The organism is Paenibacillus sp. G34 (genome assembly GCF_056856875.1).
In genome coordinates this window covers 875,023-898,612 of record NZ_CM166469.1, presented here as the reverse complement: position 1 = coordinate 898,612, position 23,590 = coordinate 875,023, and the positions used below count along the sequence as shown (strand labels likewise).

The 23,590-nt window shown below is 45.0% G+C and carries 23 protein-coding genes; 3 read left to right on the top strand and 20 right to left on the bottom strand.

The window, feature by feature from the left end:
• The first annotated feature begins 585 nt into the window (after nt 1-585).
• Nucleotides 586-876 (top strand): hypothetical protein, encoded by a 291-nt coding sequence (locus AC1VYS_RS04080; protein ID WP_482913107.1) that lies wholly within the window; start codon nt 586-588, stop codon nt 874-876.
• Between the two features lie 353 nt (nt 877-1,229).
• Here the strand turns inward: AC1VYS_RS04080 and AC1VYS_RS04075 are convergent, their stop codons facing one another.
• From AC1VYS_RS04075 to AC1VYS_RS04000, 16 genes are all read right to left on the bottom strand, one after another.
• Nucleotides 1,230-2,264 carry a hypothetical protein gene (locus AC1VYS_RS04075; protein WP_482913106.1) on the bottom strand — a complete coding sequence of 345 codons (1,035 nt, stop codon included), beginning with the start codon at nt 2,262-2,264 and terminating at the stop codon, nt 1,230-1,232.
• A gap of 207 nt (nt 2,265-2,471) precedes the next feature.
• Complete coding sequence (locus AC1VYS_RS04070; protein WP_482913105.1) at nt 2,472-3,425, bottom strand: class I SAM-dependent methyltransferase; 954 nt, start codon at nt 3,423-3,425, stop codon at nt 2,472-2,474.
• A 5-nt stretch (nt 3,426-3,430) separates the two neighbouring features.
• Nucleotides 3,431-4,279, bottom strand: coding sequence for an FkbM family methyltransferase (locus tag AC1VYS_RS04065; RefSeq protein WP_482913104.1), 849 nt, complete (start codon nt 4,277-4,279; stop codon nt 3,431-3,433).
• Nucleotides 4,280-4,317: 38 nt separating this feature from the next.
• The gene (locus AC1VYS_RS04060) at nt 4,318-5,130 is read right to left on the bottom strand and encodes an ABC transporter permease (RefSeq protein ID WP_482913103.1); all 813 of its coding nucleotides are present in this window, start codon (nt 5,128-5,130) and stop codon (nt 4,318-4,320) included.
• 4 nt (nt 5,131-5,134) lie between these two features.
• Complete coding sequence (locus AC1VYS_RS04055; protein ID WP_482934470.1) at nt 5,135-5,935, bottom strand: ABC transporter permease; 801 nt, start codon at nt 5,933-5,935, stop codon at nt 5,135-5,137.
• Complete coding sequence (locus tag AC1VYS_RS04050) at nt 5,922-6,926, bottom strand: ABC transporter ATP-binding protein (RefSeq protein ID WP_482913101.1); 1,005 nt, start codon at nt 6,924-6,926, stop codon at nt 5,922-5,924. Before AC1VYS_RS04050 ends, AC1VYS_RS04055 begins: the two co-directional genes overlap by 14 nt.
• 32 nt (nt 6,927-6,958) lie before the next feature.
• Nucleotides 6,959-8,137, bottom strand: a complete 1,179-nt coding sequence (locus tag AC1VYS_RS04045) for a radical SAM protein (RefSeq protein WP_482913100.1) — start codon at nt 8,135-8,137, stop codon at nt 6,959-6,961.
• A gap of 42 nt (nt 8,138-8,179) precedes the next feature.
• Nucleotides 8,180-9,268, bottom strand: a complete 1,089-nt coding sequence (locus tag AC1VYS_RS04040) for a radical SAM/SPASM domain-containing protein (protein ID WP_482913099.1) — start codon at nt 9,266-9,268, stop codon at nt 8,180-8,182.
• 27 nt (nt 9,269-9,295) lie between these two features.
• Nucleotides 9,296-10,411, bottom strand: coding sequence for a UDP-glucuronosyltransferase (locus AC1VYS_RS04035; RefSeq protein WP_482913098.1), 1,116 nt, complete (start codon nt 10,409-10,411; stop codon nt 9,296-9,298).
• A gap of 44 nt (nt 10,412-10,455) precedes the next feature.
• Entirely contained in the window at nt 10,456-11,814 is a 1,359-nt protein-coding gene (locus AC1VYS_RS04030) for an ATP-grasp domain-containing protein (protein WP_482913097.1), read from the bottom strand.
• Nucleotides 11,811-12,062, bottom strand: a complete 252-nt coding sequence (locus AC1VYS_RS04025; protein ID WP_482913096.1) for an acyl carrier protein — start codon at nt 12,060-12,062, stop codon at nt 11,811-11,813. The genes AC1VYS_RS04030 and AC1VYS_RS04025 overlap by 4 nt, the downstream gene beginning before the upstream one ends.
• Before the next feature lie 13 nt (nt 12,063-12,075).
• Complete coding sequence (locus AC1VYS_RS04020) at nt 12,076-12,258, bottom strand: hypothetical protein (protein ID WP_482913095.1); 183 nt, start codon at nt 12,256-12,258, stop codon at nt 12,076-12,078.
• 314 nt (nt 12,259-12,572) lie between these two features.
• On the bottom strand, nt 12,573-13,691 hold the full coding sequence (locus tag AC1VYS_RS04015; RefSeq protein WP_482913094.1) for a hypothetical protein: 1,119 nt from the start codon (nt 13,689-13,691) through the stop codon (nt 12,573-12,575).
• Nucleotides 13,678-15,171, bottom strand: coding sequence for a class I adenylate-forming enzyme family protein (locus AC1VYS_RS04010; RefSeq protein ID WP_482913093.1), 1,494 nt, complete (start codon nt 15,169-15,171; stop codon nt 13,678-13,680). The genes AC1VYS_RS04015 and AC1VYS_RS04010 overlap by 14 nt, the downstream gene beginning before the upstream one ends.
• Nucleotides 15,168-15,407 carry a phosphopantetheine-binding protein gene (locus tag AC1VYS_RS04005; RefSeq protein WP_482913092.1) on the bottom strand — a complete coding sequence of 80 codons (240 nt, stop codon included), beginning with the start codon at nt 15,405-15,407 and terminating at the stop codon, nt 15,168-15,170. The genes AC1VYS_RS04010 and AC1VYS_RS04005 overlap by 4 nt, the downstream gene beginning before the upstream one ends.
• A gap of 697 nt (nt 15,408-16,104) precedes the next feature.
• Nucleotides 16,105-16,680: a TetR/AcrR family transcriptional regulator gene (locus tag AC1VYS_RS04000; protein WP_482913091.1), complete on the bottom strand. Its 576-nt coding sequence runs from the start codon at nt 16,678-16,680 to the stop codon at nt 16,105-16,107.
• A gap of 156 nt (nt 16,681-16,836) precedes the next feature.
• On the opposite strand from AC1VYS_RS04000, the gene AC1VYS_RS03995 reads away from it, so the two are divergent.
• A complete protein-coding gene (locus tag AC1VYS_RS03995) occupies nt 16,837-17,703 on the top strand; it encodes a ketopantoate reductase family protein (protein ID WP_482913090.1) in 867 nt (288 codons plus the stop codon).
• Nucleotides 17,704-17,910: 207 nt separating this feature from the next.
• On the opposite strand, the gene rlmD is transcribed toward AC1VYS_RS03995, so the two are convergent.
• Together rlmD and AC1VYS_RS03985 are read right to left on the bottom strand one after the other, a co-directional pair.
• Complete coding sequence (gene rlmD, locus AC1VYS_RS03990; protein WP_482913089.1) at nt 17,911-19,530, bottom strand: 23S rRNA (uracil(1939)-C(5))-methyltransferase RlmD; 1,620 nt, start codon at nt 19,528-19,530, stop codon at nt 17,911-17,913.
• 190 nt (nt 19,531-19,720) lie between these two features.
• Nucleotides 19,721-20,605: a diacylglycerol kinase gene (locus tag AC1VYS_RS03985; RefSeq protein ID WP_090923311.1), complete on the bottom strand. Its 885-nt coding sequence runs from the start codon at nt 20,603-20,605 to the stop codon at nt 19,721-19,723.
• A gap of 565 nt (nt 20,606-21,170) precedes the next feature.
• On the opposite strand from AC1VYS_RS03985, the gene AC1VYS_RS03980 reads away from it, so the two are divergent.
• Nucleotides 21,171-21,869, top strand: a complete 699-nt coding sequence (locus AC1VYS_RS03980) for an NPP1 family protein (protein WP_482914902.1) — start codon at nt 21,171-21,173, stop codon at nt 21,867-21,869.
• A 172-nt stretch (nt 21,870-22,041) separates the two neighbouring features.
• On the opposite strand, the gene AC1VYS_RS03975 is transcribed toward AC1VYS_RS03980, so the two are convergent.
• Both AC1VYS_RS03975 and AC1VYS_RS03970 read right to left on the bottom strand, forming a co-directional pair.
• Complete coding sequence (locus tag AC1VYS_RS03975; protein ID WP_482913088.1) at nt 22,042-22,458, bottom strand: DUF4395 domain-containing protein; 417 nt, start codon at nt 22,456-22,458, stop codon at nt 22,042-22,044.
• A gap of 349 nt (nt 22,459-22,807) precedes the next feature.
• A complete protein-coding gene (locus AC1VYS_RS03970) occupies nt 22,808-23,587 on the bottom strand; it encodes a sirohydrochlorin chelatase (protein WP_482913087.1) in 780 nt (259 codons plus the stop codon).
• Between the last annotated feature and the right edge of the window lie 3 nt (nt 23,588-23,590).

Here is a 23,590-nt window from a genome sequence, read left to right as displayed (position 1 = left end):
GAGCCGCAGGAACGGGGGAATCCTTGAATATTGCACGATCGAGTGCTTCAAGAGAGACAGCATAACCTCCAAGAAATGGCTAACTCAACAAATTGAAGTCTTCCAGCCACCTTTCTTATCAGAAGGCCGGCGACACTGACACTAGCGAATCATGTCGTTTTTTCATCCGTATTTTAGCATGCTAGATGGTATGAATTGTGGATTATAAAGAAAACTTTAAGTTCGACAGAATTTAACGAAGCGTATGAAATAACCGGGATTATGAATATTTATAAAGCGGAGGGGACCTGAGTCAGGAGGATAAACTACTTGTAAAAGGGGGAGATAAAAGATAATAAAAAAATAGCGATGTAAGGGAGGTAAGTCCCTACGCCGCTATTTTTTAATGGTTTCTGTATTCTTGTTTCTTGAATCAAGTTTACTTCCTCTTAGCAGGTATCTTATGTTTTATTACATTGCTCTATTCCTTTTGTAGTTACTATCATCCACCCTTTACAGAGGGATTTTTCCTCGAAATTAGTACCTAAACCCAACCGCAATTATTAAAGAAACGTATACATTATTGTTATAACAAGAGCAACCACCATGAATAAAAAAGGTAGAATCGTTAAAGTTATTCCTGCAATCGCCATTCCTCTTCCTTTAGATGACTTTATTGCACTTAATCCTAATGGAAAACCCAGCAATGAGGAAATACCTGCGATAATAAAAAATGTTAAACCTGCTCCACTTGCAGATGTAACCACCTCTGCTACAATTGCTAAGACGACGAAAATGGCAGTTATAATACCCAAAATCATTGAGACAATAGCAGCCCCTAGCCTATTCTTTAGTGGCTTTGGCTTTACTTTATTTACTGTTTTACTTAAAGCTTGAGTAGACATAAAGTAGTGCTCCTTTTTACCTATGTATTTTGTCCTATTAGCAAATAATACCTTTATCCTTTAACTCTTTCAACATCTTTTATAAAGTTGTGGAAGTGAGTTCAAAAACCACACGATGGACGAGCTTCTAGATACGTTTAGTATTGGAAGATCCCTGATTCCACATGACTAATGTATTGTAACCAAAGCAAAACAAAAAAAACGGCATCTCTGCCGTTTGTGTTTAACGTGTTGATGCAGACAGCGGTGGTCCATTCTCTGTTCGGGGCGGTTTTCATACGATGAAAAGACACATGCACAGTATTCATGTTGCTGCTTCTCATTTCTAGCAATATTAGATGTGATTTATCTGAAAGCCGTTAACATTAAAAACAATTGATTATGAAAACGCACTTCATTCGTATAGATTTTTTTAAATAAACCAATACATTTGTCTATGATTTCTCCACTGAACTTTTGGGACATAATGGCTTTATTTGAATAGATCCTTACCGTCTTCCAGTCATGAATAATTTGGTCCAATAACGGGTCAAGCGTATGTTTTGCGTTGATATGATCCATGTTGTACTTATAGAGCGTATTTAACCTGTATTTCTCAGAACATTTTCTATAAATCGTACTGCTCAGTGTTTCTATAATCGTTTCATTTTTTATAATGAGCTCATAATTTTCTGCGAGCAACAGTATATTATTCAAACTTTCCGTTATTTCATTTTGATACCTGCACATATTTTCTACGAATGTATTGATGGTTGTGTCTGCTGACTTCTTATTGTCCAAGATCTCATGATTACCGGGGGGCACTAGCGCATATTCCCAAAAGTAGTCTGGCATCTTTACGTGTTCCGAAGTCATGCATGACGATTTAAATTCTGAAAATGGCAGAGAATATTGTCTGTATTCTGTAATATCATCAACCGTATATATTTCCTCGTTCGTAACATTGAGGCCATAGACAAAAACAGGGTGCAGTCCATGTTTTTTGTTATAATAAAAGTCTCTCCCGCGTTGATAAAATAAATCAATGAATATGGAAATCGGATGACCACTAGAAATAGAGCTTATGATCTCATCTTGTAACGTATCTAGTGCAGGGGATTTTTTACGAATAGAGATTCCCATGTCCTCAAGGATCTGATCTCCCTCCTCAAGATCCAACACCTCTAACTTGAAATATCCTCTTGTTTGTATTTTTTGTTCATTAAATCTATAAATACTAATGACATTATTCAAAATCGGCAATTCATTTTTTCTGAAATATCTAACAAGTGTTAACATCAAATTGTAGCCGCAATTAAAATAAGGAAAATTATGATGAGGAAACATTTTTGTCATGCCGTCGAAGGGCTGAAAGGTGTCCAGGGAAATCAATTCTTCCATACCATATTTCTCCTATACTAGGACGTGTCTTGAAACCTACTGAAGTGCATCTTTTACCGCCTTTTCGCCCCCTGCTACGTCACTTTCCCTTGACGTGCCCCGGCACGCCTGCGGAAAACTTCCTGGCTTGGAACGAAAATTCAGCAAAATCTACCGCCTTCAGAGTTTTCAGACACGCCCAAAATTATTGTTGATATTACGGCTATATTACCTCTTAACAAGGTTCATCATACGGTATTGCCGCGTTCCATCTTTCATCTCTTCATATTTCTTCGAGCCGGGCAATGCGATGAAATCATGAATATCTCCAATATTCGTGCTCGCTTTGGCGTTGCTCGCAATCCCTTGTGTGCCAGTACGCTGCTTCGCACTCTCATCACAGGATAGAAGAACATTCGAAGTCACATCCTGATTACGGATTACAGACAGGCCTGCTTCCTCTAACAGTCTGATGTTCTGCGCTACCTGATCTCCCAGCATCAACTCCGTATACAGAAATACGCCGCCAACTCTCATGATCCGGTACACCTCTTCATAGAATTGTGATCGGTTCGGATAGGCATGTGCGGATTCTATATTTAACACCACATCGAAGCTTTCGTCCGCAAACGGTATATTCTCCGCATCGCCGACGAGATAGAAAGATTCCCCCCCTCGGGATTTGGCATTGCAATAGGCTATATTCGCCGGGCAGATGTCGAGACCGACAATAGACAGCGGCTTGAAATATTTAGACAGAGCTGCTATGTTCCCTCCCCTGCCGCATCCAATGTCGATCACCTGCCGCTCCCGAATCTCCGTCCTGCCCACTGTCTCAAGCAGCAGCTTGACTGAGTTTCTATTCCATATATCGCTCGGCTCGATCACCGCATGTTGCTCATTATCGTACGGGACATAACCATAATTTAAAAAGGTGGCGAATCGGCCTATACCGGACAGCGCAAGAGAGTGCGAAATCTCGCTATAATCCCGAATTTCAGCCTCTTTCCGGTTCCATTCGGAAGGGTGGGCAACCTGCTCCCGCCGGTCGAGCATCGATACATAACGATCATCGATCTTATATACCGCATCGCAGTTGCAGCATTGCAGCAACGCCTCCGACTGGGCAAGCATACCCTTACAACTGGAGCATACCAACTTTGCATGCAGATGCTGTATCATGACGATCACCCTGCCGATATATGCATCTGATTCAACGCGTACACATTGAAGTAATTGGGGATATTCAAGTCTTCGTAGTAATCGATCACGACATTGAAGCTGTTGGTTCGGAAAATGTTCTCTAGCCTGCTGATCTGTTCTCCGTCCAGTCCATGTACCTCCATTACAATTTGCCTGATTTTGCCCCAATCCTCCGGCTCTATGCCTTCCAGCGCCTCAAACTCACTTTTTTCCACATCGATTTTGAGCAGATCAATGACGTTCATATCATAATAACGGATCATTTCAGAGATCGTAGTTAACTTGCATCGGTGGATTTGTTCATTCAGAAACTTCGGCGACATCAGTTGATCCACAAACCGGTTTAGCATCCGCGGGTCGTCGAAATGATCCCGGTAATGGTTGATTAAACCGTATCGGAGATCCTGATCGTGGTTCTCCCGGTATCTGATCTGGACAGAATCCGTGGACATCGTGGGGAAATAGGCAAACTCCGCTTCCTTGATCTCATTGGAAAGTCCGACGTTAACTGTTGTTACGCGAGGCAACGAGCTCGTATTCATCTCCAAGAGCTTAAACGTCGGAGGCAGTGGCTCAAAAGCATATACCTTGCAGTTGCTCTTGCTGCTGACATATAGGGTGAACATGCCGATATTTGCCCCGACGTCCATGACCGTGCCATGATCCGGGAGCGTAATCCCGTGTTTGAAATACATCTCCTTTTGGAAAATCTCGTTGTAGAGGAACTCGGTCTCGCCTTCGTTGTTTTGATAGATTTCGATCCCGTTGTGCAGCCGCTTCTTGACAGTAGTCTCTGTCTGCGGCGAAAAGCTCTTGTACTCCATCTTGCTCATGCACTTCACCCTCTCAACCATTTGTTATTGGCATTTCTCTAACTGCTGGCGCTCTCATAGTGTCTGACGGCCAGCTTCCAGAACAGCCTGACGACCAGAAGCGATATCACAGGAGCTACAAAAATCCATATTCCAAGGAAGAAGTCCAAGCGGTCGATCAAATAAACCGATGGCATGTTGGTAATAAACAAGATAGGCACGACATACAGTCCTATTCTCTGTAGCCATTTGGGGTATATGTACATTGGCATATTGTTAAAATCCCAACATTTGTCAATTATATCGAAGATCGAACCGGACTTCACCGTCCAGAAAGCAAGAATTTGCGGAAGCAGAAGCACCGAGTAGGTCACGATCGTGCTGCTCAAGATCACGCCGATATATCCGGCCACGTGGATAAAGCTTGGCTCGATACCAAGCCGCCGCCAAGCCACTACGATCATCGTGATCCCGGCGATCAGGTTCGGAATAGGAAATGCGTAGTTAACGTTTCGGAATGAAATCATGAACTGCAGCGATAGCGGCTTCGTCATATACAAGTCCAGCGTTCCGTTACGGATATGGCCGGAAAATCTATAAAAGTTATCCATAAACAATCCGGTATAGATTGCGATCATAATCGTATAGGTCCCGGTGAAGATCATCATCTGGTCCGGAGAAATTCCATTAATTTCGATCCCCAGCTGGAAAACGAAGATGACATAGATCAGCTTGGAAAACAGAAATACGGTCTCCATGATCAAACCGGAGTAGAAATTCGCTTTGTATTCCATATAACCGACCAAACTGTTCTTTGCGAAAATAAAAAACATACGTACGTGCTTCCGAATCTCACTCAAGCGGATACTCACAGACCTAACCTCCAACGGCTACATATTTCTTCATCCCGGAATCCCAAGCCAACTTGGAAATGACCAAAAGCACCGTTACCCAAACGGCCTGTAAGAGGAGCCCGCTCACGATCTCATGAACCGCCAAGCTCCCGAGGATGATCTTAACCGGGAAGAATACGACATACTGGAACGGTAAATAGCTGGAGATTGTGGCGAACGTATCTCCGAAAATATTAAGCGGAAAGATGGCGCCGCTGAGCAGATAGACGCCTTGATTGAACGCGATATACACGCCCCAAACCTCAGTAATGATGAACGCGAGCGCACTAATCGAATAAAAAAGCAGGAAGTTGATGAGCATTCCGAACAAAATACTGACCAGGAACATAACGATCTGCCCCACTCTAAGCGGAAACCCCCAAATCTGAATAAACACGGTCATCAGTATGACGAATAAGACAAGTACGACCCCGGTCTGAACCGTTTTCTCACCGAAAAAATTACATATCCGATAGCTGAAATAATGAATGGGCTGAGCGATAAATTTGCTTAGTCCGCCCGTCTTGATGTCATTCGCGATCTCCCCTTCGAAGCCGGCAGAAACCAGCTTGGAGACGACGCCGGACAACACGGAATAAATGATGATCTGTGAATACGTATAGCCGTTAATAATCTCTTGCGGCGAACTGCGGAACACAGCTGTCCAGAGGAAGCATTGCACGAGTATGATAAAGCCGCCGCTGATAATGCCCATCAGGAAATCGGTCCGGTACTCCATCGCGTTCTGAAGCGCAAGGATGTACGTCCTTTTATACTTCTTCAAGGCTTTCATGTCTGACCCCATCTTTCTGATATAAGCTTTCGATGCCTCGCTCGACAGGTATATCTTCAACTGTGAAATCGAGGATCGGGAACCGGTCCAGTATCATTTTGGAAAGCCGCTGGAGGTCATGCTTATCAATTTCCATGACGGCATTCATGCCGTCATGTTGAGTAATCGTGCCATAGTCGCTTAGTGCTTGCCTCGGCACTTCATCCGTAAATTGCAGCTTGATAATCTTTTTGGCATGCAACAGCTCGTTCACACGCCGAAGATCGCCGTCGTATACAATCTTCCCCTGATTGATGATGATCGCTCGTTTGCATAGATCCTCAATATCCGCCATGTAGTGGCTTGTCAGAATGACCGTTGCCTTCGTCTGCTCGTTATAATACTTCAGAAACTCCCGAATGCGTTTCTGGGAAATCAGATCAAGTCCGATTGTAGGCTCATCCAGGAAAATCACCTTCGGCCGGTGGATTAGCGACGCAATAAGTTCCATCTTCATCCGTTCCCCCAGCGAGAGTCTCCGCACCTGAATATTGAGCAGATCTTTAACGTCAAGCATCTCTGTAAGCTCATCCAGCACAAGATTGTAGGGCTTATCCTCGACCTCATAAATGCATTTGTTCAGGTACAACGATTCGTTCGCCGGTAAATCCCACCACAACTGTGATTTCTGCCCCATCACGATGGAGAACTGCATTTTGAATTCTTTTTTTCGTTCCCAAGGGACATAGCCTAATACCGTCGCTTGCCCGCTTGTCGGATACAAGATGCCGGACAGCATCTTAAGCGTAGTTGTTTTGCCGGAACCGTTCGGGCCTAAAAATCCGACCATCTCACCCTGCTCGATTACAAGGGATATGTCGCTAACCGCGTCTTTGATCAGTGATTTCCGCCTCACTAAATTTTTGAGCGATTTTTTGAGCCCCAGTTCTTTCTCGTAATACTTGAAGCTTTTCGATAACCCCTCCATCTGGATAATACTCACTTGTGCACCTCATTTATGTGAATTTAGAATCGTTATACACCGTGCAAATGCAAGACACTGCACTTGGAACAAGCCGGTGTCAGTCGTTCATCCATCATTTCCCTTATCCTTTTGTAAGTCATGCTATGCCATAATTCCTGTACTGACGTATCATGTAATTTGCCGATCTCGAACTCCTTGAAAAATTTGCATGCGATAATTGTTCCATCGGGCGTAATGTCCATCCGGTTCGAGAGAGCCAGGCACTTCTTGTTCATCGTGCCTTTACCCCTCACCTCTTTGCCGAGCACGAAATCTTCAATCTGGTCATGATCCAGATTCGGCTGGTAGCGTAGACGCATTTTCCAGACCCGATGATTCACCCGGTCCAACTCGCTCATCAAAGCAGGGATACGCTCCGGATTGAGCTTGTAGTTAAAAGCGTGCCAGCTTCGTTCGCCCCTGTGCTCGCTCGCCGGAAGGAAGTCGAACTTCTCGTCAAAGTAATTGTCCATTCCCTGCGTGCATTCGTCCGAGATGTACCACGGGAAGCAGACCATGACCATATCTACACCGACGCCCTCCAGAAAGTCCAGTAGATCGTAAAGCTTGTCAGTCATACCATCGTTAACGACGGTATGGATCGTAATTTTGCCCTTGAACCGGTTTTCCTTGCGCAGCTCGACCAGCTTCCGGATCGCATCTATCGCCTTGCTGAATACCCCTTTGCCACGAAGTGCATCATTCTCTTCTTCGAATCCATCAAGCGCAATGAGCAGCTCCAGGTTGTCGGAGATTCTCAGCAAGGCGTCCAGCTTTCGCTCGATCAGCACCGCGTTCGTACAGATCGTCGTCTCACGGGGATGGGCTTCAAGCAAATCGGCTAAACGGTCGAAATGGCTGTATACAAGCGGCTCGCCGCCCCAGATATAGAGTCTCGACTTGGCTGGTTCCGTCTCAAGGATCAGCTTCTCCAGCAGCCCGTAGTCGAGCTGTTCGCGTTGCTGCTCCGGTGTCATGAAGTGATGGTAGCCGGTGTCATTCCATTGATAGCAATGTTTGCAGCGCAAGTTGCATTGGTTCGTCAGTTTAATCCCGACCGACTCTGGCAACGGTGTCGCGTAACCCGCTATTTTCTCCATGTTCCGCTTGGTTTCCACCGTATTCTTGATCGTACGTTTCAATATTTGCAGATCCTTAGCGGAATGCTTAATCTCGGATTTCGGATTCATATCAACACACCCTTCTTAAACGTAATAGGTTATTCACATGAATCAGTAGATATAATACCTTGAACAAGCCGTACAAATCGGAAGCATATTTTTTTTCATATACGCGCGATACTCTTTGTAATTGTCACTGCGCCAGATATCCAGCAAATTCTCTTCGTTCACGTTGCCGAAGGTCAAATCATAGAAGGCATGGCAGGGCGAAACATCACCTCTTGCCGTAATCTCCGCATAGGTCCATGGAAGAGAGCAACGGTTTCGTTTATCCGCCATCTGATGGAATTGTCCCGAGAAATAGTTATGCAAATTCGGTTCATCTATCGTCTTCGGATAGGTAATCACATCGATACTGTTTTTCAAGCAATACTCTTTAACATTATTGAGCTGTCTCGTCAATTCGGGAATATCGATCTGGCTGAACGAACTATTGTCTTTCCAGACCATCCCCTTGGCATACGGAGCTTCATGCACGCCGAATTCCTCACGAAGAACCTCCACATATTGGGCATACTGCTCTTCCGTGGCATAGAGCTGCACTTCCATGCTGATATGGTCCAACATTGATAAGTCGATATGCTTAAAGAAAAATTCCTCGACGTACATATAGGTCAAGGGTGTAATGATAAAGGATACACCCATCTTCGGAAATTGCTTGCCTTTGCTTTGCCGGAGCTCATAGAGCTTCTCGATTCCTTTGATTACTTTCTTGAACACGCCTTTGCCCCTCTGCCTGTCGTTGATTTCCTCAGGGCCGTCAAGCGACACCCAGATCTTATTAGGCGGAGTCTCGACTAACATCTCGGCATGCTTCTCAAGCAGTGTGCCGTTCGTAGGGAAGTCCGCTATGCTTCCATAATGATTGATCATGGCGAGAATGTCGCTCAGCCAAGGGTACATCAGCGGTTCGCCGCCGAAGAAATCGTAATACGGCTTGCCGGGACTGCACTCGACGATGATCTTTTTGATCAGCTCCGGGTCCAGCTGCGCTAATGTTTTTTTGCTTTTGTAGGGTCCTTCGAGTCCCCACTCGTAACACATCTTACATCGTAAATTGCACTCCTCCAGCAGCTGCAAGACGATCCATCTCGGATAGCTTACCGTTTCCTTGGCCACACTCAATTTACTTAAGCTCATCGCATTACCCCTTCTGCCATTGATATCTTAGCTCTTCGTTAACGCAACCCTTGAACAATAGTGATCCACATAATTCGTCCGTTCACCGGGTCTGTTCTTGATCGCTTGATGCATCTTCTTAAGGATATCTACAGAAAAATCCATCTCTCGCCACTTCTCGTAGCGTATTCCAAATCCAAGCGACTCCCACAATTCCAGATTGCTAAGCTCATGACTGCCGAACGGCTCCAAAAGAATAAGAGGGGTTTCGGAGGCAAGCGAGTCGATCAATGTGCCCGCTCCCGGCTTGGCCACGATAGCCATTGCCTCAGAAGCGACGTCAAATAACCAATGATGATCAGCTTCAGCGGTGTATGAATTCGTATCTTCTCCTGCTATTTCAATATATGGCGGAAATTCATGCAGGCCGTTCGAGCTCTTCACCCAAGAACACCATTCCGGATCGTTCATCCAATATCGGTGATTGGGATCGGGCTTCGCTTCCTTCCAGTCGTAAGCTACAATATCAAGCCCGTAGTTATGGCTGACAAGCTCTGGAATTGTATTTTGATAAGTGCCCATCCCCCAGCCGCCGCCATGAACAACAAGCCGCCGCTTCCTTGATTCAAAGGGCAGTGGCGTACCAGAAAGAACCGGAATTTCGTATCGAATTGCCATCTTATCGGTGTCATAGAGACAAGCATTGTAATAATGCTCGTCATACCGGGGATGAAACTTCTTCAGGCTCTTCCAGGACGGAGCCAGATCTGAATCGACGTAGAGCAGGTCTACATGAATTGGATTCGGTAACATCTTCTCCCTATACAAATCCAGAATATAGACCCAGTGTCCGGATAGCGATATGAATTCGTAGCGTTCTTCCGCTTCCCACGTCTCCAGCAATAGCTCGACCTGGGCGTAATCTATACTCCCCCGGATATCCATCGGCATTTTGGCCGAAAAATTGGCAAGTGCGAAATTATTGTGGTAAGCCGTTCTGCTATCTGCAATATGCTCCCTCTTGTCATGCTCCAAATAGCTTTCGAACACGAGCACTTCCGCCTTGATATCTCTTTTCCCGAACTCGCTTGCAGCTAACAGACCGGGAATATAGAACCCCAGACCGAAACCCGAGCATAGAATCGTTACTTTCCGCTTCCCCATAAACTCTCTTCCTCCATCCATGGTTTCAAGCACTTCGGAATGCATCAGGGGGCGATCTTGAAGGATAACGACGACAGAACCTCCTTAAGTTTCGCGGACAATCGTTCGTTATCCCCTGCCCTCTCAACCAGCGAATAATACAATCTGCCCTTCACCTGCTTATTCCGGATCCCCTTGCACTCGCTGACGACCTTGTTAATAAAGAGTGTATTCGCGCTTAACGGTAGCATGCCAAACCCTTGATCAGGCTTATATAGAACACCCTCGCGGTCCAGCGATTCCAGCAATTGATCGAATGATACATCCCCTGCAAACTGTAAAGTCGCATGTGTCATACTCCCGGCCGCACCGTGCTTCTCGAGATACCGGTCGACGTAATGCTTGATCAGACTCATCGATCTCCTTGCATTGACCTCAACAATTGGAACGATACGGCCGTCTCTTAGCAACATCGAATCGACGCATACGTGCCCGTGATAACCCGACTGGTAAAGCTCACGGGCGACCAGCTTCATTACATCAAAGTACTCCGCTTCGTGCAGCATATGAAGCAGCCTCTCATCGGCTGTATAGGAGCCTTGGTAAGCGAAATTGTGATTGACCAATTGCTGCACAGAGACATGCCGATACGTACCGTCCGGATCGATGTGGAATTGGCAAGAGAAATCCAGCTCCTTGAGGAGGAACGGCTCAATAATAAATCGAAGCGTTTTTCCTTTTTTGCACTGATTGGCGAGATAGGATGTGACCCGCTGCAAGATCGCTTCCGACTCGATTAGCAAATTCCCCTTCCCAGATACCCCAAACTCATCTTTGATCAGGAAGGGGCCTTGTTTCAGCAGAGCCAAGCCGGTTGACAGCAACTCTTCGTGAGAATAGACCGTCTGGCTGTCACACTGAAGCCCAAGGCGACGGTTCAATTCGGTCGAATACAGCTTAGAGTTGACCTTCTGAACCGTCTCGACAGCTGGGGAATCCTGTTCCAGACCGAAACGAGCAGCAGCACGGTCCGCCCCCGGAATGACCGCAAAGGGTGACAATCGGGCGCCGTTCAGCCAATCGGGATCCATGTCACCCACTTGATCCGTTGAGGTGAGCAGGTCGAATATATTGGCGGTTCTGCCTGCGCTTCCTCCATCAGGACGCTCAAGATCGGTTGAATTAGACAGAAATTTGAATCCGATCTCATTCAAATACGCTTTATGAGAAGCGTTCATTCGATAACGGGTAATGAGCCTATCCTGTGCCCCGCAAAAAGGGAAGAGCAGCTCATCCATGGCCATCACGACATTCTCCATTTCAGGATCGTGAACCGATGGCAGTTTGGCTTGATTAGGGTCACGCCAGAAGCGTTCCGCGTCAAACATCCCGATCATGAGCTCGGACTTGCGTCTATCGTTCATGCAGATGCCGTCTTCTGCAGCTCCGAGATATAATTGCAGAAGACTGTAACCGATTCCATGCAATCGAATTCGAATTGTTCGAAATCAATTTCAATACCGAAGTTCTCCTCCACCTTCAATAAGAAAGTAATTAGTTGTAAAGAGTCCAATCCCCCGTCTTCCATGATGCTGGAATGCCCGTTCAAGCTGTTTTCCAGCTGGGCTTCGTCCTTGACTTCGCTTATCATCGCTATGATCTGTTCCTGCATAGGTACCTCCCGTTTAATGGATATATTGAACCTGGTAATACTGGATCGTTCTAGCGAGTGCATTATGCAAACTGATCACCGGTTCCAAGTCCATGATGGTGGCTTCCGGCAGATTCTTCAAATTAACTGGCTGTTCATACGTAAGGTTCGTGAGCGTTGCGTTGCTCCCAAACGAAATAGGAATGGTTCTATGCATGATTCACAAGATGTCGGGTCAAATACTAGGAGAGATTCTTGAGGTGATTGGATTCGCTGTGGTGTGGTTGTGCCGAAAAAAGCGCTTGAAGCAATGCGGATCGTTGAAAGCTGAGACGGCAATAGCCTGCCAGCAAACGGAATCTTTAAGACAAGAGCAAAGGTTTGGCTTACGCAAAACGCTGCATCGCAACGATTATAATCCCGGCATCACTCCCTCCAAAAAATGCCCTGATCACTACTGGCTTCGGGCTGAGGATTCTATTCCGGTGCAAGAAGAGATATCCACAACTGCCATCATCTGCTCCCGCAACATTACTGAATACCCACCGTCCTCAGCCATCGTTCAAGGAATATGGATTCTTCATTTTCTATATTCGTAATCAGCGTTTGTAAGCTTTCGGAAATACTCGTATCCCTTGTCAAATTATATTTAATCGCTAGATTCACAAGGATCTTTGCTTTAAGTTCAATGGCTGTGAATTCATCTATATGCTCTTGATTTAATTCAATCAAATGCCGATTATCGTACAAGTACTTGAATCTTAGCGTCATGATCTTCTTATGATCATAGAGTAAATGAAAGGGCCTTATATCAAGCATAGCCTTATGTTCGGATATCTCTTTCGCATAATTAAATAGTGTTGTGTATATTTGCATGCCGAAGTCAAGATTATGCCTGTCGCCCCCATAGTTGAACATCTCCCAATACTCCGGCGTTTTGTTAGTGAAATAATTTCTTATCGAATTTACCAGGGTATCTGCACTGAATTTATCCTGATATTGATCATTGAATGTATACAGATAAACCATTTCTCTTAGATAATCATGATTCGTTGTTAGATGATTCATGTCGAACGCTAGATTGAAATCATTAAATGATATCTCAGCCTGACTATACACCCCGTTCTTAAAAAAATCGGAAACATACAATATCTCTCTATCCAAATCATAGCCGTATACAAATATGTCATGATGTAATTGAAGTTTATTGTAACGATCGCTTAGGGGCACGTAGAAATAATTGATCATGGTATGGACATAGTTATTCGCATTAATATTTTCTATAATAAAATGAACAACAGAGTCCCATTTTGTTGTAACAGTATCTCTATGTATCTTTTGAGAAGTAATCCATTTGCACGCATCCGATGGCCGCAGCTCATAAGTCACAGGGAAATAAAAATCTCCCCACTGATGTTTATAATCTTTGTTAATGAATAATTGGATGTAATTGTTAAATATCCATGTGTGAGCACACTCGTAATGGGTAAGTATGGACAAGAGATGAGCATGTTGCGTATAGGTTGTAATCATTGGATAACTGACCGGCAATAATTTTCTGCCTAACGTTTGAGTTGAATTGTTCAACCTTTCGTTCACCCCTGTTTTTTTGGTTAGCTGGCTTAAGGATTCCGAATCAGTATATCTCATTTAGCAATAAGCGCTTCGTGCTTGCCCTGTCCAGTTTTCCTGTTTTTGTTTTTGGAATGTGATCGATAATCCTCCATTGTCTAGGCACTTTATACGATGACAAATGCAAGTTGCAATGTCGTGTCAGTGCATCTATGTCAATCAGGCATTCATTGAAAACTTTCAGAAACGCGATAGGAACCTCACCTAAAAGATCATCGTGTACACCAACAACCATGACCTCCTCCACTTCTTTCAAGCCGTACAAAAACTCCTCGATTTCTTCCGGATAGATATTGATACCGCCAGATATAATGATATTCTTCTTTCGGCCTGTCAGTATAAGACACCCTGATTCATTCCAATATCCCAAATCTCCCGTCTTTAACCAACCCTCAACAATGGTAGCGTTCGTTAACTCCGGGTTTTTGTAATAACCGAGCATCACATTCGGGCCCTTGACCCAAATTTCTCCGATCGCTGTTCCTTCAACCTCATTCTCTTTTTCGTCAACAAGACGAATGGAAACATCATTGATGGGTGATCCACAGGATAAGTAACGCTCTCCCCGTTCCATCATGCTCACCCGCGGAGAAGCTTCGGTCAATCCATAGGTTTGAATAATGTCCGCGTGAGGAAATACAGTCTGAAGATGGTCTACTAATTTCGCGGGAGTCGCCGCACCGCTAATTACAATACATTGAATAGAATCGAAGGCACTCCAGTTCTTTGTCTGATGGAAATCGGAAACAAAGTGCATCAATTGCGTAGGCACCGCCGAGAATGCCGTGACTGCTTTATTCTGAAACAGTTTAAACGCTGTACGCGGTAGCAAGGGCAAGCTGATAAGTTTAATTCGGGTTCCATATAACATGCAAGAAATCAATTGCGTGACAATCGTAGAACTAAAATGAACGGGCATCGTTACCAGAAACGAATCTTGATTCGTATACCCCACCTTTTTGCCATGTGCCAGCGCATTCGTTAATACATTCCAATGGGATAACATAACGATTTTAGATTTTCCGGTTGTGCCCGATGTAGGAAGGAGAATTGCACATTGATTGGGATCGGACTGATTGGTTAACGAGATCGATTCGAACGAAGGCATGGGTTCTTGCGATAAATCCTGAGCGGTAACCCAAGGAATGTCGCAATTGATATGCGCGGACTGTGCAGATTTGCTGATAACCAATTGGGCGTCACTGGCATTTAAAATATTTTCAATCTCAGTATTGGATGCCGAATAAGGAACCGGTACTAACACATAACCGCAGAATTGAATGCCCAGCGCCGCAAAAATGAACAAGGGTTCATTATTTGTGTATAATGCAACATGACTTCCGGGCTCAAGCTTAAAATTCTTGCGGAGATATAAAGCAGTCAAGTAAGCTTCTGTCATCACCTCGGCGTAAGTCCATTGCTGCTTTAGATCTTCAAGGATAATATGATCTTGGCGATTAGAGGCCTCCAGAAATAAACGCTGAATGATCGTCATCATAGCGTTTTCTCAGTCAAATAATTAAGGATTAACCCAGCCGTGGAGAAATTCTCAAATAACAGATCTTCATCAGGGATCGAGATGTTAAACTTTGATTCCACTAAAACAATAAGCTTGACGAAGCCTACGGAATCGATCCCTTGGTCCAACAAACGGGTATCATGATCTTTCGGATACTCGATGTCCAGTTCAGCAAAAATTTCGTCTTTCAAGATCAATTCTATTGATTTAGACATCATGTTTCCCCCGTTAGATAATCTTTAGAAAAAGGCTGATTAAAGAGGATAATATACGTGAAGAGCAAGTGAGAGTGATTGTGAAGAAGAATAAGTTCATAAATATAGAAAAGGTGAATTTGTACTGAAAGAGTTGTTTATAGAGTTGTATGCAGAGATGCTGCAATTCATGTTGGAGGCGGAGTATGACAAGATGCAGGACACAAAAAGCTTGACGCGAAGAGTACAACGACGGAAATAATTGAGGGTTACCATCGTCAACATCGCAAAGACCAAAAAAAGCATTTCCCCAAGCCATGAAGCGTTGCTGAAAATGCTTTACAAAACGAAGAGGAATATCACGCGTAAATGGATAGGGCATGTACAAAACTGGGACTAAGTAACCCCTTCCCTCTTCATTTTCTCCCTCGACGGGATTGAACTATATTGCGTAAAATGTTGCTTGGAGAGCGTTTACACTAGTGCTTTACAGCACCAAGCAATTGATATATTAAATATAATTACATATATGCCAATTGTCAACAGTTTTGAAAAAGCCCGTTGATGCCAAGGAGATGGCACAAAAATGACACGGAAGAACAACTCCGTGCCTAACTGTAAGGAAGTTGGAACAACAAGAAGTGTAGGAATTAATTCTGCCCCTTCCATTTAAGCACCGCCACCGATTCCACGTGTGTCGTATGCGAGTAACGATGATTCATTGGCGCCCAGGATTGACCGATCCAAAAATATGATATGGCGTTATCCCCTTTGTAAATAGGCTATCAATCAGTCCGACCAATTCTTCTGATGATAGATCTTTGCCGCTTCGTATCCAAAGACGAAACATAGATATTAATGTTGATATGTAAAACTCAATAATATATGGTGCTAAAGCATCGTTTGTTGGAAAGTCCACAATCAATCGCTCAAAGGGAATTTCTCTTTTCAAACGTTCAATAAAATGAACAGAACCATAGTCGCCCAAGAGGGCTTTAAGAACTGAAATGTCTTCTGCATTTTCCAAGCATTGAAGTGCATCTTGGAAAGTATGTGTAGAAAACTCTCTGCCTGCCATTTCCTCGTTAATGGACTTCAAAATACGCTCTTCAACGTAGTCCAACAACTCATAGATATCCGTAAAGTATTGATAAAATGTACTGCGATTATATCCTGATTGTTTAGCAATCTCTTGAATGGATATTTTTTCGATGGGTTTTCGGCTATATAAATCGCAGAATACATTTACAAAAGTCTGCCTTGTTTTGTCCGTCATTTCAGGTTGCTTATGCATGATTTCCCTCCATTTTCCGTTCAATCCGTCCAACCCATCATACGACAGATATTAAAAATCTGATGGTTGATGAGTGTATAGTGAATCCATACAATAACATTGTACAACACGTTGTTGGATAATCAATAAGGACGAAAATATATTTCAGGAGGAAATATGAGAATTCTATTCTTTGGTAGAGGTTTAATATCGACCCAATATGCTTGGGCTTTTGAAAAGGCAGGCCATACCGTTGAGTTTTACGTTAGGAAAGGGAGAAAAGCAACCTTCGGAAGCCATGTAGAGCTTGAAATGTGGGACGCACGAAGAGGGAAACAGCTCATAAAGGAAAGCTGGAACGTCCAACTACATGAGGAGATACGCCCCAATTATGATCTCATTATTGTAAGTGTCCACACCGAACATCTTCCTGAGGCAGCACAACTACTGTCGACTGTTGCAGGAACCACTCCTGTCCTCATATTCAATAACATTTGGCAAGATTTGAAATCAGCGATCTCACCCTTGGTTATGAACAATGTTGTCTTTGGCTTCCCGGGAGCAGGAGGCGGCATCACGGACAATAGGCTCAGAGGCGGCTTTTTTAAAAGGATATTTCTTGAAAAACCACGGGAAGGCACGGCACAAATAAACAACAAGGTCAAAGATCTGTTTGAAAGTACCCATTTTAAAATTAGTTGGATCAAGGATATGCAAAACTGGCTATGGAATCACTTTGCCATGAATGCGGCTATGGAATCCGAAGTTTTGAGACGAGGAAGCTTTCCAGCACTCTTGAATCATCGTGACTCATTCGCCAATCTTGGGAAGAATATGAGGGAAATTGCACCTGTACTTCAAGCAAGAGGTGCAAAACTTGATATCATTTCTCTACTGCTGACTAAAATTCCACCGCCACTTCTCAGTATGCTTTTTAACAAGGTTATTTTTGCAAAGGGCAGCCTAGCACGACTTTCCATTGAATATAACAATACTAAAGCAGGTTTTTCGGTACTTGAAGTTGTGAAAGATGCAAAAAATTAGGTATACCTTTACCACGTCTTACTGCAGCTTGGGAAAATAATGAGCCACACAATGTTATTGAAAACTGATTCACCCGCCGAACAGAAGCCACAATCACTGCTTTGCGCTAAATATATTATTTTGATAAAAACAACAATAGCAATAGCCCGAACTTTAGAAGCTTCGGGCTAAATAGCTATTTTAACAAAAACATAGGGCCCCAGAATACTACTCCCTCACCAACATCGCCACCGACTCCACATGCACCGTAAGGGGGAACATATCCACCGGAGTTACCTCCACTGTGCGATAACCGCCATCTTCCAGCACGCGCAGATCACGTGCCAGCGTACTCGGATTACAGCTCACGTACACCACGCGCTCCGGCTTCATCTCCAGGATGGTATCGAGCAGACGCGGGTCGCAGCCTTTGCGCGGGGGATCGACAACGATGACATCGGCTTCGATGCCTTGTTCTTTCCAGCGCGGGATGACGTCCTCGGAGGCACCAACTTCGAACTTCACGTTCTTCATCTCGTTCAGCATCGCATTGCTGCGTGCATCCTCAATCGCTTCGGGCACAATCTCTACCCCGTACACCTGATCTGCATGCTGTGCCAGGAAAAGAGAGATCGTTCCGATGCCGCAATACGCATCGATTACAGTTTCTTTGCCGCTCAGTCCAGCGTATTCTACTGTTTTTCCATATAGCACTTCGGTCTGTACCGGATTGACCTGGTAGAACGAACGCGGAGAGATTGCAAATTGCACATCCCCGATAAAATCATAGATTACATCGCGGCCCCACAGGACACGGGTCTCATCACCGAAAATAACGTTCGTCTGCTTTTTGTTCACGTTCTGACAGATGCTCGCCACTTGAGGAATGGCTTCACGGATACTGCCGATCCACTCATCTTTGTGTTGAATATCCCGGCCATTCGTCACCAGAACGAGCATCATCTCGCCTGTACGGAACGCTTTTTTTACTACGACATGACGCAGCAGGCCGCGGCCAGTTTCTTCGTTGTATGCACTGATGCCGAGGTGGCTGCCGATCTCCTTCACCTTCGCCACGACTTCATCATTATGCTCGTGCTGAATAAGACAGGTCTCCATGTCGATGATTCGGTGACTTCCTTTCGCATAGAAACCACCCACCAAACCACCTTCGGTTACACCAATCGGCACCTGTGCCTTGTTCCGGTAACGCCACGGCTCGTCCATGCCCATTGTTGGCAGGACACGAATCGCGTGTTCTGTATCTTCTTCGCTCGTGTCACTGTCCACCAACACGTTCAGCTTCCCGATCCGCTGTAAATTATCGATCACAAGCTGACGTTTCCACGCCAGTTGACCAGCGTAGCTCATATGCTGAATCTGACATCCGCCGCATTGATCGTAGATCGGACATGGCGCGGATACACGGTCCGGACTGGCTTTGACAATCTCAAGCAACTTGGCGTAGCCATACTGCTTCTTGGTTTTCATGACGCGCACGCGCACGGTTTCCCCAGGAAGGGCACCCTGCACGAATAGTGTGTATCCATCTGCACGGCCTACACCCTCGCCGTCATGATTCATGCCAATGATCTCAATGACGGTTTCTTCATTTTTGCTAACGGGCAATCCTTCAATTGGTGCGGATTCACGTGCTCTGCCTTTGGAACGCGAACCAGACAGGGATGCACCGTTTGGCCGTACCTCTTTACCAGACTGACTTGTAGATAGACGAGTTGATTGAGTTGATTGACTTGGCTGACGGGAAGCTGAAGCTTTCCCTTTCCCCTGAGGAGCAGCCGAATTCCGGCGGTTTTTTCCACGACCGCTGCGGTTCGTATTAGACAACGTACATTCACTTCTTTCTTATATAGTACACCGCCTGACATGACGGTGAGTTAATCTAAGCTTTTTCGAACTGTTTCGAACTTTTCCGTAATTTCCGTCATCTTAATAAAAGAATTGCCTTCTTCACGCCAAAAATAACGTTCCAAAATTCTAACGAATCTCAGAAACGTTATTTCATTGTAACATTTATTTACCGATGGAACAGCTGCAGATGATGCTTTAGATTCGTAAACGTCGCAGGCAACGTGCCGCCTAGCTCACCGTCCAGATTCAGTTGTACATAGCCTGGGGAATTGACTTCCATGTGATCCGTCTGGAAATGAACAACCTTTTTGTCGTTCAGATGCTCTCCGCGCAGCGCCAAAGTAACAAGACGAATCATATCCGCCAGATTACACTTGCGTACACCAATGACATCGAACAACCCATCATCAATGGTTGCCCCCGGAGCCAGCTTCTCGAAGCCGCCTACGGAGTTCGTATTGGCAATGAGGAACAGCATGAATTCATCATGAATTTCTTCCTGGCCATTCGCACGAATGATTAATTCCTGCGGGGACAGGCTTGCCATTTTCTCAATCCCCTTCATATAATAGGCCAGTTGCCCGATCATCGTTTTCAAACGACTCGGCACTTCATAAGTCAGTTCGGTTAACGATCCGCCGCCGGCGATGTTGATAAAATATCTGTCATTCGCCTTGCCCAGATCGAGTGGGCGGGTCTGCTGCTGAATAACCAGATCCACATAATCTTCCCATTGTCTCGGAATCCCGAGCGCACGCGCAAAGTCATTGGTCGTCCCCAGAGGAAACACACCCAGTGGAGGGCGATTGTCCCGCTCAGCCATACCATTAATGACCTCATATAACGTACCGTCTCCGCCAGCAGCAATAATCATGTCGTATCCGCGTTCAATCGCCAGTTCCGCTTCCCGGGTCGCATCGCCTTCCCCCGTTGTAGCATGACACGAAGCCTCAATACCGCCTTGATCCAAACGTTGCAAAATATCAGCTAGACGTTTCTTCATTTCTTCCCGGCCTGAAGTCGGATTATATATTAATCGAGCTCTTTTCATCTGATACGCCACCTATTCCACATTATCCATGAGTCCGAATGACCTCATCTTCTTACGCTGCATCAGTCCACCAAGGGGCATCATTATAATTAACACAACCATGAACTTTCGTTAATCCTGCCCAAACACTATATATAACTATGCCAGAGGAATGACGTCCCATTCCAAAAGCTATTGCTTCTATCATATCATCAAATGTAAAGATGTCCTAGCCTATTCCAGCCGTGATTTTTGCATAAATCAAACGCCCGAAGTCCCTTACCCTAATAAACATACCAAAGTCATCTTGAAACCGATCTTTCCATCTTCTTTTGTAAAAAAACCACTGATCTTCCATTCTGCCCGCTTGCACCGGAATTAATCTCCATACTATCTGCTGTCCGCAACTAATTATAGTATGACAAAAATATACAGCAAATTTACAAATCTCAATATAAAAATATAATTCAAATCAATATTTTTCCAGTACCCTATAGTAACAGACTGCTCAATACATAATTTGCTTCACTCTACTACGTTTGTAAAGGAGAATTGCACAATGCAAAAAACAAAGAAACTTGTACTTATGATTATGGTCATCCTTCTCGCCTACTTGCCTATGGGTACCGTTGCGGAAGCTGCTGTCATTAATCATGACCAGGTCGTCGGTTTTCAAGAAGTCACACCCGTAACAGTCACGCAAATCACAGCCAAACGTTTCCAGCCTTTTCTGAAGGTCTATCATGGATGCGTGCCTTTCCCAGCCGTTGATGCGCAAGGCAACACCAGCGCAGGTTTGGCAACGTCCGGATCACACAATGGCGGATGCGGTTCCAACCTGGGTCAGGTCTATTCACGTTCTGCTTGGCATAATGGCGTGTGGGCCATCATGTACGCATGGTACTTCCCTAAAGACAACCCATCTCCGGGATTTGGACATCGGCATGACTGGGAAGGCATTGTGGTATGGGTAGATAATCCGGCCGTAGCCAATCCGAAAGTACTCTCGATCGCCTATTCAGGTCATGGTCAGTTCACCAAAGTGGCCCCAAACAACAGCAACATGCAGGGCGATCATCCGAAAATTTCTTATAATAGCACCTGGCCGCTCAACCACGAGCTAGGTGTAACCAATGTCGTCGGGGGAACTCAGCCGCTGATCGGTTGGGATGATCTGACTCCAGCCGCGCGTAGTGCCCTCAACACAACAGACTTTGGCAGTGCGAATGTTCCTTTTAACGATAACAACTTTGCGAACAATCTGAATAAGGCCTGGTTTAGATAATAAAACAAATAGATCAGTTGTTAACAATATTAATTTTTGGTGCTTTTGCTCGTTTCTAATGGTATAAAAGAACCCCCTTCAAGTGAGTAGCCAGGGAGCAGCTCACTTGAAGGGGGTTCTTCATGAAGTTATTGTATTCCAAGATTTGTTCGTTTCGTTCCGTAAGCCAACCTCATAATCCGATTTTTCTACCTGCACGGAGTTGTTTATACCAGAAATACACGGTGCAGCCCACGCAATAACCCAGCAGAGCCGCACTTGCAGCCGCGAGAAGCATGACCGAAAATACATACCCTGCGGCTACCCAGCCGATTGAGAACGAGATGAACGCCAGAGACAGGAAAAGAACAGCCAGAATATTGTTGAATCGTTGCAACTCCACCGCCTGCGTCTCTGTTCCTTTACCATTCAACACAGCTTTACCGATCTGTACAAACAGATTTAACTTGCCACCCGAAGCGAGCCCAAGCACCTGAATGATCCACAGCAATCCCAGAACGGCTAACGGATTGAACATAAACGAGAGTATAACAAACAATACGATCCCAACTTGATTCGCTTTTACGTAGCGCATAGGCACTTCTCGCATCTCCATATCTCCTTATCCCCATTTTATTAGTTGGTTTTATTGTAGTCGGTATTTGTCTAAGGAGCAACAGAAAAGAGAAGATCCTATCTCATAACACATTGGTCTAGACAGGTGTAAAAGTGTAAAATAACTTCAACATACTCCGTCTATAATGACTTCCAAGGGAGCCAAAATGCTTCCTGTTTGATCAGATCAGCGACCGTAGCGTTACCCATCATAAAAGGTTGGAGAATACTGGTCTTATTATCATCAAAAAACCACGTCCAAGGACGTGGTTTTTTTTATACTATTCACCTGCTGAGTCCTAGGGCTTGTCTTGAAACCTAGAGACGCCATTTCATGAGAAAATCTAACCATCAACCTTATCACACTTCTCCAGCAAAAACTGGATCTGGCGCTCCAGCCACTGCCCAAGCAGCGGATGAGGCAACAACGTTTCCCCACTGTATGCATATTCCAACTCTTTAAGCCGACTTGGAATAACATGCTGGGTAAAATAACCGGCACTCAAAAACAGCGGTGCCACGATTACACGGCATGCACGCTCTTCGCTCCAGTATTTCGCCTTGTCATATACACTTTCCGGATTAAGCAAGGCATAGTCCGTATGTGCGACTCCACTGATTTGCTGTACTCGTTCCGCAAGCGAGGAGATGCCAGCTTCCCAGCGCTGACGGAATCCATCGTGGATACTACCATGGCCGACAAGCAAAATCATTTCCTGCTCAGGCTGCTTCGATAGTGACCGAACCTTGTCCCATACCATCACCGCAATATCAGGATCATTATCCACCGGATAGCCGAAATGAACCCGAGCTTTTACCTCAAATGGTTCGAGATCCGTTTCACGTTCAGGTGCATCTTTGGCCCCAATGGCATATTCTATCTCATCCACATGCGTACTGCCAGACGATACAAACAGAGGCACGACCAACAGATCGGTTACGCCTTGCGCTTCCAGTCGGTTAATCCCGTCCTGGATCATACGCCCATCGACCAATTCCAGAAATCCAGCTTCAACAGGCAAAGAGTCAGGCAGATTCAACCGGGAAATCGCGTCATCGACGGACTCTACCCAGGTCTTCTCCTGAGAACCGTGACTAATGATGAGTACACCCGGCTTCTTCATGAC